Source organism: Tenacibaculum aquaeponti, assembly GCF_057221555.1.
The window spans coordinates 924,091-939,052 of record NZ_CM170147.1 but is presented as its reverse complement, the minus strand read 5'-3'; the positions used below and the strand labels follow the sequence as shown (position 1 = coordinate 939,052).

General features: G+C 28.9%; 12 protein-coding genes. 3 read left to right on the top strand and 9 right to left on the bottom strand.

The window, feature by feature from the left end:
* Positions 1-274: 274 nt before the first annotated feature.
* Together AC2TEO_RS04245 and AC2TEO_RS04240 are read left to right on the top strand one after the other, a co-directional pair.
* On the top strand, positions 275-1,414 hold the full coding sequence (locus AC2TEO_RS04245; protein ID WP_442266914.1) for an FIST signal transduction protein: 1,140 nt from the start codon (positions 275-277) through the stop codon (positions 1,412-1,414).
* A gap of 3 nt (positions 1,415-1,417) precedes the next feature.
* On the top strand, positions 1,418-2,461 hold the full coding sequence (locus AC2TEO_RS04240; protein WP_442266913.1) for a sensor histidine kinase: 1,044 nt from the start codon (positions 1,418-1,420) through the stop codon (positions 2,459-2,461).
* A gap of 78 nt (positions 2,462-2,539) precedes the next feature.
* On the opposite strand, the gene AC2TEO_RS04235 is transcribed toward AC2TEO_RS04240, so the two are convergent.
* The 9 genes from AC2TEO_RS04235 to AC2TEO_RS04195 all read right to left on the bottom strand — a co-directional run bounded on the left by AC2TEO_RS04235 (position 2,540) and on the right by AC2TEO_RS04195 (position 14,429).
* Entirely contained in the window at positions 2,540-4,381 is a 1,842-nt protein-coding gene (locus AC2TEO_RS04235) for a PLP-dependent aminotransferase family protein (protein ID WP_442266912.1), read from the bottom strand.
* Positions 4,382-4,553: 172 nt separating this feature from the next.
* Positions 4,554-7,145: a beta-mannosidase gene (locus AC2TEO_RS04230; RefSeq protein WP_442266911.1), complete on the bottom strand. Its 2,592-nt coding sequence runs from the start codon at positions 7,143-7,145 to the stop codon at positions 4,554-4,556.
* A gap of 166 nt (positions 7,146-7,311) precedes the next feature.
* Positions 7,312-7,782 carry a YHS domain-containing (seleno)protein gene (locus AC2TEO_RS04225; protein WP_442266910.1) on the bottom strand — a complete coding sequence of 157 codons (471 nt, stop codon included), beginning with the start codon at positions 7,780-7,782 and terminating at the stop codon, positions 7,312-7,314.
* Positions 7,783-7,815: 33 nt separating this feature from the next.
* Positions 7,816-8,169 carry an SPW repeat domain-containing protein gene (locus tag AC2TEO_RS04220; RefSeq protein WP_442266909.1) on the bottom strand — a complete coding sequence of 118 codons (354 nt, stop codon included), beginning with the start codon at positions 8,167-8,169 and terminating at the stop codon, positions 7,816-7,818.
* An 11-nt stretch (positions 8,170-8,180) separates the two neighbouring features.
* Complete coding sequence (locus tag AC2TEO_RS04215; RefSeq protein WP_442266908.1) at positions 8,181-8,534, bottom strand: hypothetical protein; 354 nt, start codon at positions 8,532-8,534, stop codon at positions 8,181-8,183.
* Positions 8,535-8,612: 78 nt separating this feature from the next.
* Positions 8,613-9,659, bottom strand: a complete 1,047-nt coding sequence (locus tag AC2TEO_RS04210) for a helix-turn-helix domain-containing protein (RefSeq protein ID WP_442266907.1) — start codon at positions 9,657-9,659, stop codon at positions 8,613-8,615.
* Between the two features lie 48 nt (positions 9,660-9,707).
* Positions 9,708-10,364 (bottom strand): hypothetical protein, encoded by a 657-nt coding sequence (locus AC2TEO_RS04205; protein WP_442266906.1) that lies wholly within the window; start codon positions 10,362-10,364, stop codon positions 9,708-9,710.
* A 6-nt stretch (positions 10,365-10,370) separates the two neighbouring features.
* On the bottom strand, positions 10,371-12,764 hold the full coding sequence (locus tag AC2TEO_RS04200) for a TonB-dependent receptor (RefSeq protein ID WP_442266905.1): 2,394 nt from the start codon (positions 12,762-12,764) through the stop codon (positions 10,371-10,373).
* A gap of 60 nt (positions 12,765-12,824) precedes the next feature.
* Positions 12,825-14,429: a M23 family metallopeptidase gene (locus AC2TEO_RS04195; protein ID WP_484730877.1), complete on the bottom strand. Its 1,605-nt coding sequence runs from the start codon at positions 14,427-14,429 to the stop codon at positions 12,825-12,827.
* A gap of 238 nt (positions 14,430-14,667) precedes the next feature.
* On the opposite strand from AC2TEO_RS04195, the gene AC2TEO_RS04190 reads away from it, so the two are divergent.
* Positions 14,668-14,958, top strand: a complete 291-nt coding sequence (locus AC2TEO_RS04190; protein ID WP_442266903.1) for a coiled-coil domain-containing protein — start codon at positions 14,668-14,670, stop codon at positions 14,956-14,958.
* Positions 14,959-14,962 lie beyond the last annotated feature (4 nt).

The window sequence follows — 14,962 nt, the reverse complement described above, 5'->3', positions numbered from 1 at the left end:
AAGAAAAAAATGACTTTCAAATAGAATTATACATTACATAATTAGTTAAAGAAACTAGTTTGTATTTACATAAGAAACAAACAAAAAAAAGATAATATACTTACTGTTCGTCTACACATATTTGCATTTGGTCTAAAAATATATGCTTTGTCATGTTAAGAATACTTAAGTTCTTCTTATTATACGTTATTTTTATTTTTACTTAAATTCAACCAAATACAAAAAACTGAATTTATAGTGCTATTACATTTCTTATTTATAAAAATTAAGTGAAGTGAAAACTGTACAATTACAACGAAATAATAAATCTGATTGGAAATATTTAAGCGAAAAAATTAAATTAAAATCACCATTAGTTTTAGTCTTTGGAAATAGAGAATTATTAGAAGATGATAATCTTTATAATGAAATAAAAGAAATTTTTAATGATGGGCATATAGTTTTTGGATCAACATCAGGAGATATTACTTCTGAGCATGTTGATAATAATAGTGTTACAATTACAGCTATAGAATTTGAAAAAAGCACTTTTGAAGTTAAACGATTGAATATCTTAAATTCAGATAACAAAACAAATAGTTTTGAAACAGGAAAGAAATTAGTAGAATCTTTTTCAAAAGAAGGTTTGAAATATGTTTTTGTAGTTTCTGAAGGAAGTTTTGTAAATGGAAGTTTATTAACACAAGGCATGAACGAGGCCACCAATAATGAAGTTTTAATTACTGGAGCTTTATGTGGTGATGCTGCAAAATTTGAGAAAACATTAGCTTCTTATAATGAAAACCCTAAAATTGGTGAAGTTGTTGCGATTGGTTTGTATGGAGATTCACTAGAGGTTTCTTGTGCTATTAATGGAGGGTGGACTCCTTTTGGTCCTGAGAGAATAGTAACAAAGTCGAAAAATAATGTTTTATATGAGTTAGATGGAAAACCAGCTTTAGATTTATATAAAAATTATTTAGGAGATAAAGCTAAAGAATTACCTGGAGCGGCTTTACTATATCCTTTAAAAGTAAAGTCCGATAATGAAAATTATTCTATTGTAAGGACTATTTTAAATATTAATGAAGAAGATCAATCTATGATTCTTGCAGGGAATATTTTAGAAGGAGAACAAGTTCAACTAATGATGACCCATGTAGATAATATTGTAAACGCATCAGAATCTGCAGCTATTTATGCAAATAAAAATAGGACTAAAGATGCTGAGTTGGCAATTTTAGTAAGTTGTATTGGTAGAAAATTAGTTTTAGATCAAAGGGTTGAAGAAGAAATAGAAGAAGTGATGGAAGTTATAGGTAAAAATGCTACCGTTTGTGGTATGTATTCTTATGGAGAAATAGCTCCGTTTAATGGTGAAACAAAATGCCAATTACATAACCAAACAATGACAATAACCTTAATAAGTGAATAAGAAATGAATTCTCTTTTAAAAAGGCAGATTAGAAAATATTTACCAGAGAATTTACAAAATAATCCAGAGCTAAAAACTTTTTTAGACGCTGTAGATAAATCGTATACAAATTCAGATAATCAATTTTTAATGCTTCAAAGAGCGACAATGATTAGTTCTGAAGAACTTTCTGAAGCTAGTGAAAAACTTAGAAAAGAAACTGATAAGCAAAGGGAGATAATAACAAAACTTAAAAACGTTATTAATACTCTTAAAGTTTATGAATTAGAAAAAGACGATTCATTAGAAAATATATCTACATTAAAATTAGTTGATTTTATAGATCATCAAACAAAAGAGATTTTAAAGGTTAATCAGCTTAAAGATAGGTTGTTAGTTAGTTTGGAAAAGCAAAATGAGGAATTAAATGAATATGCTCATATGGTTTCTCATGATTTAGTTTCTCCGTTAAGAAATATTGAAACTTTAGTACATATCTTAGCGGAAGATTATAATGAATTAATTGAAGAAGAAGGCTTAAATAAATTAAAATTAATAAGTGAAAATGTTGAAAGAATAGATGTTTTGGTTGGAGCTATTAGAGATTATTCATCTATTAAAGTTTCAGTAAAAACACATACAATTTTGTGCGTTAAAAATTTATTAGAAGATGTCTTGGCAAATATAAAATTAACTGAGAATGTAAAAATAAACATGGTTAATCCACTTCCTTGTATTAAAGGAGAGAAACATAGTTTGTCGCATTTATTTAATAATTTAATAGATAATGCTATAAAATTTAATGATAAGGAAACAAAAATTGTTGAAATTGGATGTGAAAATCATGATGATGTATGGAAATTCTATGTAAGAGATAACGGAAATGGAATAAAGGATACTTATGTGAAAAATATTTTTAACGCATTTTATAGGGTGGAGAATAATTATCAGTCCGCAGGTATTGGTTTATCAATGGTTAAGAAAATTATAGATATGTATCAAGGAAAAATTTGGGTAGAATCAAAGAAAGATTTAGGCTCAACATTTTATTTTACAATAAAAAAATAGAAATTTAAATTATTTTAATTTCATAAAAAAAGGAATCATAAAATTGATTCCTTTTCTATTTTTATAAAAGTTTAAAACTTAAATTCCTTTAATAAAATCTAAGAAAACTTTCTTGTGTAGTTCTAAATTAAGATCAGGTGAAACTGCCACACGAGCAATATAATCTTTATCACCTTCTTTGGTAGTTCCTTGAGTAGAAGTCGCAGGAATAGTCCAATAACAACCTTTTAATTGTCCGTAACTCACACAATATTTACTCTCATTAGGAATTTCGTTAATCATTAAATTAATTAACTTTAGGTTTAAAGATCTTTTATAAGTTTCTCTTTCTTCATCAGTATTTCCTTTAGTAGGTAAATCTAAAGAGAAAACAGAAGGAGTAAATCCTTGAGAAGCTAATTCTTCAGAAACAAAATTAATTTTTGCATCAGGTAAATTTTCTTCAATAAAAGTCACAAACTCGCGAGTATTTATATACGCATCCTTAATTCTTTTATTCATTGAAGGCATTTGTTCAGCCAAAATTTCTAATTGAAGAGCAGTAGCTTCATTGTCACAAAGTTGAATATGATCTTCTATTTTATCCATTAAAGAAGCTGCTTTTGTATTTGCTGTACAATAGCCTGCAGTACATTTTCCACCGCTAGGGAATTTAGATCCACTTACATATGCTATCGTTTTTACATCAGCTAACATTTCATTATCGCCTAAAAAGTGTACATTCGGACAAAAAGTTTGATCTAAAATAAAAACAGGTTCAACAGCTGATACACCATCAGCATTAACACGTTTTTTACTTAAGACCTCTTTTAATTTTACTAAGTCCGGAACTTCAACTCTCGGGTTTGTTGGAATTTCAGCAATAATATAAGGTACAGCATTAAGTTCTGTAACTTTAGTTAAAACAATATCGATACTTTTTACCATATCGTTATCACCATCCACAGGTAAATCCATTACTTCAACATTATCTATACAAGCAGCAACTCTCCTAGCTTGGTCATTCGTACCTCCATAACAGTTTGGAGGAACTATAATTTTAATGTCTTTATCTTTATGATTTTCAACAGCATCATGAATTAATCCCATCATAATTGCGTATTGAATAGAAAGTCCACTAGATCCTATAACAGCTTTGGTACTAACTCCAGTAATTTCATTAACTAAATTGGAAACGGTTATTTTATTTTTTTCTGAGTCGTAACTTACCGTATCAAAAGATTCTCCAATAAATTGTTGTAAAGCAATTAAGGTGTTTACAGGAGTCATTGCTATAGTTTCTCTTCTTCTTACATGTTGTATTTCAGAAATGTAACTTTCGTTTTTCTCTCCGTTAATGAATAAAATACTTCCTAAGTTTTGTTGCGTATTAACAAAAAAGTCAACGTTTAAAGTAAGATCAAATTCACAAATATTTTCCTTTTCAGAAAAAAGAATAGTAGTTCCATCAAATTCAGGAATTTCATCTGAAGCATTTATTTTTTTAGTTACAAACTGATATCCATATACTTCTTTAACATGGTTAATATTGAAGTTTTTAGGTAATTCATCTTTAAAAAGAATTAAAGTGTTCTTTTTTAAGAATAAGTTTTTTCTAAGAATAGCTAAAAGCGGAATACTTACTGATGAAAAACTAATAACATTACTTGGTTTTGTGTTATTTGTTTTTGCAACAGTCCATTCTAAAACAGAAGATAAAGGGTGTCCTAATCTAATATAATCATAAGCAGTAGGTAATTCACTCAATGCAATTTTATCTGCATTATCATTTTTGAATAAATTTTCAAATTGTTCTAAAAATTCAGTTTTAGCCTGTGATTCATTATAAATATCTAATCTATGTGTAGTTAAATTCAACCAATCTTTAGGAAGGTTATTTACTACTTTTTTTATATAGTTAAACAGGATATTGTCTTGCATAATTTTCTCCTTAAAAAAACGACTGCAAGATACGTTAATTAAATGTTTTTTTATTGAATTAGAATTGAAATGGTTTTAGATATTGAATGTCTAAGAATTAGAAAAATAACAATATTAAGGTAAAGTATAATAATTATTTTTTTGATTTTTAAATATGTTTTTTTGTGTTGATTTATTTTACAATTGTCTCATAAGTATCTACTAAACTAGAGACTTTTAATTCTTTTTTGAAATCTGCTAAAGTTTTGAAGTTCCCTTTTTGAATAGTAATTGTTTTCTCTGTATTTGGTTCCATAGTAAAATAATTATCAGAGAAATTTTCATCAAAGTTCCCAGAAGCAAAAACACCAATGGCTAATTTTTTAGTTTTTAAACTAACAATATATTCTGTGTCATTTTCAGAAACATTAAAAGTAATTTCTGGTTGAGGTAATTCTAAAGTCTTAAACGGGACTAAATAATGGTGTTTTGAAGCAATAGTAGTTTCACCAACTTTTAATGAAGCACTTAAGAAAGTTGTATTCCATTGTGATGAGAATTCTTCTAACTTTTTTTTGGGTATAGAAAGGTAACTTTTAGAAGTATTAGCTTTTATTTCAATACTTTCATTCCATGATGTAATAACTTCTCCTTCAAAACTTAATAAATCTATCTTTAACTCACCTTTTTGATTAGATAAATCATCAGTAGCGATAAAAACGTTTACTCTATTTTCTTTTTTATCGAAACTAATAATCGTTTTTTCAAAAGACTTTTTCACACCATAATGTAATGCTTTCCATTTTCCGTAATAATCAATACTAGACCAAGAAGCAACTGGCCAACAATCGTTAATTTGCCAATATAACGATCCCATACAACGATATCTGTTTTTTCGATGTGCTTCAATTCCAGTTATAATTCCGTATGCTTGTAATAAATGACTTACATGTAAAAAACTAGCAAAATCTTTAGGCTTTTTATAGTGTCTAAGCATGTATTCTTCAATAGTACCATTTCCAATACTAGAACGCTGATGCGATTTCATTACTTCTGAAAAAATATCATGATCTTCTGGAATTGTATATTTATTTACAGTAGCTAATTCTGGAAAAGATTGAAAACCGAACTCCGACATAAATCTAGGAATCTTAACGTTATAATTTTCAAATGGTTCTTTTCCCCACCAAACGCCCCAATAATGAGTATCTCCATCAGTATGAGATTCTGGAACTCCTAATTCACTACTTGGCGAAGAAGCCCAATATTCTCTATCTGAATCGTAAGCTTTCACGGCTTCAGGTAAAACTTTATGAAAAATATCTGTATATGCTTTCCATATCGTATTTGCAGCCTTTTCTGATTGTTCTTTAGTTACTTGTTGTTTCCAGCCCCAACGTTCCCAAGCTGATAAAACCTCATTATTTCCACACCATAAAGCAATAGAAGTGTGGTTGCGTAATCTTTTAATATTGTCAATAGCTTCTAGTTTTACACTTTCAAGAAAATCGTCTTCACCAGGATACATTGCACAAGCAAACATAAAATCTTGCCAAACCAATAACCCTTTTTTATCGCATAAATCATAAAAGATTTTATTTTCGTAAACACCACCTCCCCAAACACGAATCATATTCATGTTTGCGTCTTTTGCTGAGTTTAAAATATGCTCGTAGTTTGATTGTTTTACTCGAGGCAAAAAGATATCCTGAGGAATATAATTTGCTCCTTTCATAAAAGTTGGTTTCCCGTTTACAGTGAAGTAAAAAGAGCTTCCAATACTATCTTTTTCACGAATTAATTCTATTGTTCGTAAACCGATTTGATGTGATTTAGCATCTGAATGATTTTTATGACTTACTTTAACTTTTACGTCATATAAATGCTGTTCTCCCATACCATTTGGCCACCAAAGTTTCGGATTCTTAATTTCAAATGGAATGGTAAATTTATTGTTGTTTATTACTAAAGGTTTTTCTTCTGTTTTTACTAACGTGTCGTTTACAAAAATTTCAAAAACGCTTTTTTCAATTGCTTTCGAACTATTGATTTCTATTTCTGCTGAAAGTTGTGCTGTTTCTCTTATGTTTTTTTGACGAATAAATACATCGTCAACTTTAAAGTTATCCCAACTTCTTAAAATCACAGATCTCCAGATTCCTGAAGAAACTAATCTTGGTCCCCAATCCCAACCGAAATGATATCCAGCTTTTCTAGAAAATATACTTACTTTTTTCTCTCCTTCAACTTTCCCAATCTTGGCTAAATCGTTATCAGAAACTGTAATTTCATAATCGATAGCATCATATTTTTCAATTCCTTTTTTTATCGGAGATTCTAATATTACACGTAATTCATTTTTACCTTCTTTTACATAAGGTTTACAATTGATTGTATATCTTCTGAACATATTATCAGAAGTCATAATTTCTTGATTGTTCAGAAATACTTTTGAGTAGGTGTCAATTCCTAAAAATTCTAACTCAATGTTTTCTTTAGAAAAATCTTCTTTAGAAACTTCGAAACTCGTTTTATATTCCCAATCACTTTTATCGATCCATTGCACATCATGTTCGTTTAATCGATAAAAAGGATTTTCAATGTCTTTGTTGGCAAGTAAATCGGTATGAACTGTTCCTGGAACTGTAGCATTTTTCCATAAAGTATCATTAGCTTTTTTGAACGTCCAATTTTGATCAAGTTTCATTTCTTTTACGATTGATTCTTTACATCCAGTGAGTAACATTAGTATAGCAGAAATAAAAAAGAACTGAGTTAATTTCATTATTTGGTGGTTTGTTGTTTGGTTGAGCTAATAAATATATATAAAACCAGTTACTTAAGTTTTTAATATTCTCGCATTATTTGAACAAAAATTAACTCAGTAAAAAGAAAAACCTTACTCAAATAGTATGAATAAGGTTTTCAATTTAAAACAAAGAAGTATCGACTTAGTTATAAGTAACCTTTAACTTTTTCCAATTTTTATTGGCAACTTTCACAAGTTTCTTGTCATCGTTTTCTTTTAACCATAATTGTTTAGCATCTAACTCTACATTATTAAGAAACAGATAGTATTTACCATTATAAACTAGAAACTTATTCGGATCTACTCTAAATTTAGCTCCTGCATAAGTACCAAAAGCACAATATCCCCCGTACTGTGGAAGGTACTTCGCAGGATTCTTATCAAAAGTAGTTTTTTGTTGAGCTGATGTGAAATAATACACAACACCTTCGCGAGTAGATTTATAATTTTTATTTCCTCTTTGCGCTAAATTTAAATCTAAGTAAGAAACAGGACTATAACCTTGCAAAGCGATATTACTATTGTCGATATTATTAGCTTTTTTGTCTTGACTGAATGCTGAAATACTTAAAAGAAATAATCCAGCGATTGTTAATGATTTTAAAATTTTCATAATGTTATAATTTTGAATTTGTGATTTGAGTTATTAAATATTTGTTTGAGGTTTGTGTGCGCTTACAACTAGTAAAACAGCAGCTCCGTTAATCCAGTAGAAGTAAGCATCAATTCCTTTAAATGAGAATAAAAAAGGAACGAGTACAAATGTTAATCCGACTAAAAAATCTACTGTTAAATGGAATTTATAGGATAGTACTTTTAAAATTCTTAAGTGATGATCAGTAAGAACAGTTAAAACAAAAGCAGCTATACCAGTAATTACTGAAATCCAAAGTGCTAAAGCATTTGTTTTTCCTAATTCTAATAAAAAAGGCAATGCAATAAGTGCTATTGCTACAGGATAATCTAAAAATGCGTGAATTCTTTTAGTAACAAATTTCATAGTATTTACTTTTAATTAGCGTTGAAATATGCTTCACGAATTACCTGTCCTTCAGCGTTCCATTCTCTTTGAATGATTTCATGCCAGTAGATTTTCGATCCGTCTTTCATGTCAAAATCAAAAGTGAATTCAGATGCCGAGTTGTTACCATCAACTATAGAATTATGATGTGTAATTCCATTTACGTTAGCTATTGCTCCTAAAAATTCTTCCATTTTTTCAACCATTTGTGATTTTGTATTTGTGGTTGAATTTGAGTAGTCTGAAGTTGCAGCATTGTCTGCAAAAAATGTTTTAACTGCGTTTACTATATCTCCTTGAGATACCATATTATCTATGAGTTGTACTTGATCTTTAATATTCATTTTAAATAATTTTAAATGGGTTATTAATCTGATACAAAGATCAATCAGAAGTAGGAGGAAGGAGGTACAAAAAAGGAGCTACCTATTGTACTTTTTTAAAAAGTCGGTTGGTGTAAGTTTGGTATGGAGTTTAAAAAATGAAGAAAAATGATTGGCTTCTTCAAAGCCTAAGAAGTAAGCAATGTTTTTAATTTTATCGCCTTGTAAAAGTAATTCTTTTGAAGTTCGAATAATTTCTTGACGAATTAATTGCCCCATGGAAGCATTTAAATTCTGACGAACTTTTTTAGCTAATGTCTTTTCAGAAATATGCATTTGATCTGCATAAAAAGAGAGTTTTTTTTCTGAAGTGTGAAATTCTTGTATGAGTTTGAATAAATCATTTTCGAAATGATCATCTAATTGATATCCTATTTCATCTCGAAATTCACTAGGAGTAATTCCTGTATTCTTCTTGAAGTTTTTATTGAAATAGGCAACGTCTTTATAACCTTGTTCGTAAGCAATTTCCTTAATTGAATTATCTGTAAAAGCAATTAGTTTTTGGTCTTCGATTAGACGTTTTTTAGTTTGTAATTTTTTTACAGTAAATCCAATTTTATTCTTTAATAAGTAATTTATATTCTGATTATTCTTACTTATTTTTTGAACGAGTTCGCTTACAGAAAGATGATTTTTTAATTCTTGATCGATAACTTCCTTTACATCAAAAATAACTTGATATTCTTTTTTGTCAGCATTAAAAGGATTTTGCCAGTACCACTGATTGATAGAAATATCAATAATATCTTTTGGAGATGAAAAAATAGTGTTTTGTAAGTATTCCTGACAATCTTTACATTCTAAATAATCAATATATCCAAGAGAAACTAAATGCTTGAATAGAATTCGTACATCTTGACTTTCGAATAAAACCTGATTGTCAAATTCTATTTTTCTAACCGTAAAAGAATCTGATGAGAATTTAATGTATTGTCCTTTTTCTAAAAAAATAAGTTTATCATCCCAATTCAAATAGTTTTTAAAATCAACCTGAATAGTTCCTTGACCTTCCATGATATGAAACAGCGTGTAGGATTCAATAAAATAAATCTTATTGATTTCGGGATTAAACTTAGAAACCATAAATTCTTTTTTACAACGGTAAAGATATATTATTTCAAATAATCGGATTTAAAATACACCTAAACCGAAAGTTTGTTCATAATGCCACTTTTCCTTTTTCTTTGAGAAGAATATAAGTGCATTAAAACCACAAGTTCCTCCTCCTATATAAGTGTACTTAAAAAATCCATAGTTATGTTTTGGTGAGTAATAAACTCTGGAAAAATACATAAAACCTACATTTAATATGGAATCTTGTTTACCAAATCGAGAAGTATTTATGTTTCTGAGTTCTGCTTGTTTTTTAGTTAAAAACTTAACTCTTTTTTGTTTCAGAAGTTCGGGGTTAAATTGTAAAGAAACCAGCTTTTCAGAGTTTTTTATAACTTGATAAGCTTTAGAAGTTTCTCCTAATTTTTGTCTAATATAGTTTTTAGTTTTTTCCTCTATTAATAATTCATCTAGATGATTATTTTTTAAGATTACTATTTTCTGAATAGTATCTCTTTCTTCTATAGAAGACAATCTGCGTTTATTTATTCTGAATTTCTTATTACTTTTATTAGAAAAGCGATAGTCTGGATAACATAATTTTATAGTATATATATTATCTAACAGACTATTAATAATTTGTGTTTCACTAGAAGCTTGAATCTGTTGATTATATTTTGTACTTGAACAACTAGCTAAAGCAATAAAACTTAAAAGAAGAAATATAGTTTTCAAAACACTTTAAAACTTCATTTTCAGTTTAACATTTAGTACACGTCCTGTCATAAAATTAGGAATACCAAATTGACGTTTACTAAATACATCTCTTACCCAAGTGTTGGTAATAGAGTTTTGAATATCAAACATGTTGAATAACTCAATACCAGCAGTTAGTTCTTTAAAATTAGTTAAGAATCCATTTGTTGCTTTCTTATTAGCGTCAACAAAAATGTAAGAAACTCCTAAATCTGCACGTCGGTAATCACGAAGTCTGTTTTGAAAATCATAAGGATTAGCATAAGATGGTGCTCCGCCAGGAACTCCTGTATTGTATACTAAATTTAAGTAAGCTTTTAAGTCTGGTAAGTTTGGTACATAATCTTGAAATAAAACTCCAAGTTTTACTCTTTGATCTGTAGGACGAGCAATATATCCTTGATTATTTATGTTTTCTTCTGTTTTTAAGTAACCAAAACTCACCCAACTATCACTACCAGGTATAAATTCTCCATTTAATCGAATATCTAAACCATATGCATAAGCATCAGTAACATTATCAGCTCTGTAGCGAATGCGAACATTATCGATAGAATAAGCGTTAACATCACTTAAATCTTTATAATATAATTCAGTGGTAAGTTTAAAAGGTCTGTCCCAAAGTTTAAAACTATAATCATTACCTAATACCATATGAATAGCTTTTTGAGCTTTTGTATTTGGGTTAATTTGACCATCAAAACCTCTTAATTCTCTATAAAATGCAGGTTGCGTATATAAACCACCAGAGAGTCGGAATAACATGTCGTTTTCCCAGTCTGGTTTAATAGCAAATTGAGCTCTAGGACTAACAATTGTTTGACTTTTTGAAGCTAATCCAACCGGATTTACAGACCAATGTTGTGCTCTCACGCCTACATTAAACCATATGTCGTGTTCGTTCCAAGAAGTTTTTCTACTGAATTGAACAAAACCAGAAAAACGATGCGTATCTACTTCATTATCGGCTCTTACGTTTTGAAAAGGTTCTATTGGGCCTGTAAAAGGAACATAAGGTTGTTCGTTGATGAAATTTGTTGCTGGAGGTCTCACAGAAAAACCAACACTATCTATTACTTCCCATTCACGAATTCTGTCTTTAATATTTTCTGTTTGATATTTTACACCAGCTCTCCATTCATTATCTCCGTCTTTTAAAACACCACGAACTTGTGCGCTTGTAATTAAAGCGTCTAAATCATTTCTTGCGTGATTTATTTGCGATCCTATTCCTTGTGTAAAGTCTGCTTCTCCAAAATTTTCATCTCCAATATTTGTATTTACTTCTCCTAAACGATAAGCAGCAGCAATATCAAAATGTTCTTCTTCTTGTGTGTTGAAAGAAGAAAGTGTTCCTGTTAAATTAAAATCTTCAGAAACTTTATAATCTACAGAAAGAGCACCGAATAAAGTTTGGAATGTATCTTCTTCTTGACCTTGGTAAAACACAGTAAGCTCGATAGGATCTGCAACAGTACCAAAACGAGTACTTCTGCGTAACGGTTTGTAATCGTAATTGTTTAATGAAAAATTTCCTAAGAAATTAATATCGATTTTATCGTTTAAAGTATAAGTTACTAGAGTTTGAATATCTGTAAAATTCGGATTGAAATCTGCTTCTATTTGTTTAGAGTTTACGAGCAAACTATTGTCTCTATAACGTGCACTTACTACAGCGCTTAATTTTTTATCTAAAAACACATCTTCAACAGTGATATTTCCACCTAGTAAACTTAAATCAACTTGAGTTTGAAATTCTTTAGGTTTCCTGTAAGTAATATCTAATACAGAAGAAAGTTTATCACCATATTTAGCTTGAAAGCCACCAGCAGAGAAGTTAATGTTTTGAACTAAATGTGTATTAATAAAACTTAAACCTTCTTGTTGACCAGAACGAATTAAAAACGGACGATAAATTTCTATACCGTTTACATACACCAAGTTTTCATCGAAGTTACCACCTCTAACGTTATATTGAGTGCTTAATTCATTGTTATTGTTTACACCAGGTAATGTCATTAAAACATTTTCAATCCCAGAATTAGCACCAACACTAGTTTCTACAGTTTTAATATTAATACCTGTAATTCCTTGAACTTCTTTCTTCCTGTTCTTGATGATAATTTCTTCTAAATCTTGATTTTTAATTTCAAGAGTAGGAGAAAACTTAATTGTTCTTACACCTCTTGTCGTAAACTTTTTGGTAAATGTTTTATACGATACATGAGAAAAAGTAACAGTTACAGTTTTTCGTACTGGTATTTTAAACTCAAAAAGACCATTTTTATCAGTGGTAGTTCCTTGTCCTAAATAAGAAATTGCAACACCTTCAATAGGATCTTTGAATTTATTAGTAATCTTTCCTTTAATGGTTGACATTTTTTGAGCAAATATCAATGCAGGGAATAGAAGGGCGAATAGAAGTTTTTTCAAAATGACTTAAGGTTTACGATAAAACGTTGTAGAAATGGTTTCAGTATTTCCAACATTATCAGAAACTACAATTTTAAAGATATGTTTGCTACCAACCAATTTTTTATCGGAAAAATCGTAGGTTAAAATTCCTTTTTTATGATTGTACTCCATTAAAACCCACTCGTTATCTATAGAACCGCGAAAATCTTTAATACCAGATTCTTCATCTTTAATTTTAACTTTAAGTGTTTTATTCTTGGTAATCCATTGTTGATCTGCAAAATTTACCAGATTAATTTTTGGAGAAATCGAATCTAATTTTAATGTATAGCTTCCTAATGTTTTCTGATTTGTATATACTTTATTTTCTTTCTTTTTTGTTGAAACATATTTAGGGTATTTTTTCTTAGTAACATTAGCAATATATACTTGTTGTTTTTCCTTAGTGTTTAAATGAGAAGTATCAAACGTTAGTGTAAAACGTTTATCTAAAGGAATTGTAGGCTCATGTATTTTTGCTATTCCATCATTAACATCAAAATTTAAATAGCAATCATGATAAAATGAGTTCTTAGGAAAAGCAATTGTTACATTTTCTTTCTGAAACTTATTAAAATTTACAGCAGTAATTTTATACTCAGTAGTATCCTTTTTAACTTCAAGCTCATTTTTAGAAACTCCTTTTATTGGGATTCTTAATTTAGAAGCATTTCCTTCAAAATCTTTAGCTATAATTTCTACATTATAACTTGCTAAAGGTTCAATAATTAATTTACCATCATTAATTAAATTCTTATAAAGACTTAATTTGTTTTTTGAAACCTTGTGTGTTTTTTGAAATTTCTTCTTGAATTTTCCATAATGCTCAAAATCAATTAATAAATTAATGTATTTACTTTCAGCAAAAGAAAAGGTTTCTAAATCATGATAATAAACAAGTTCTCCATTTACATGCATTTCTAAACTATATATACCATTTCTATTCATAGCTTCATCTTGCCTATCAAAAGTAACAACACCTAATCCTATAGAGCCATTAGCTTTAATTCGTTCAGCAATATATTTACCTTCATTAATTTTTTTAATAGGTATTGTTGATTTCTGATTAGAGTTGTTAACACGTGCATTTGTATCAAGAGGAAATACCATTAGTTTTTCTATAATAGGATTTCTAGTGTCCTTAACAGCTAATCCAAAATGTAAGGGGTTTATAATTTTATCTGTTTTAGAGTCTCTTATTTCATAATGTAAATGAGGTCCTCCAGAGCTTCCAGTATCTCCAGAATATCCTATGATTTCTCCTTTTTTAACAGGGAATTTTTCTTCCTCTGGGAATAAATTTCCTGTGTAATAACTCTTTTTCTTATATTGAATGTCTTTTACATATTTTTGAATTCTTGGAGCAAATTTTTGTAAATGTGCAAAAACAGTTGTAAAACCACTAGGATGTTTAACGTATAAAACTTTTCCAAAACCATACTGAGCCACTTTGATACGATATATATAACCATTAGCAGGCGCTAAAATTGGTACTCCTTCTTTTTGTTGTGTTTTTAAATCAATTCCTGAATGAAAGTGATTACTTCGTAATTCTCCAAATGTTCCGGCAACAACTAAAGGAATATCCATTGGGTTAGAAAAATAACTTTGAGAGTACTTTCTTTGAGAAAAACTAAGACTAATTGTAAATAATAAAAATAAGGTATAAAAATGTTTCAAAGCATATCTATTTACCAACGAAAGTACTAAAATTATACCAAAAATGTATTTGGTTGATTATCACTTATATTCATAAAAAAATAGGAAAGAGTTGTTATTGTTAAAAGAGATTGTTAATTTTGTAGAAATAGTTTATTTTTACTAATAAATGAATAACACGTTAGAAGCAGTTCATTTCCTGGAAGTTAAGTTAAAAGACTTGCTTGTCCGATACGAGTTTCTTATTGAAGAGAATGAGGTGTTGCTTCAACAAAATGGAGAGTTACAAATTTTATTAAGTAAAAAACAAGAGCAATTAGAAGAACAAAAAAAACGATTTGACCTTCTAAAAGTTGCTAAAACTATGGAAGGCAGTAATGAAGATTCGAGAAATACCAAACTCAAAATAAATGCTTTAATTCGAGAAATAGATAAGTGTATCTTACTCTTGAATTCGTAAAGTT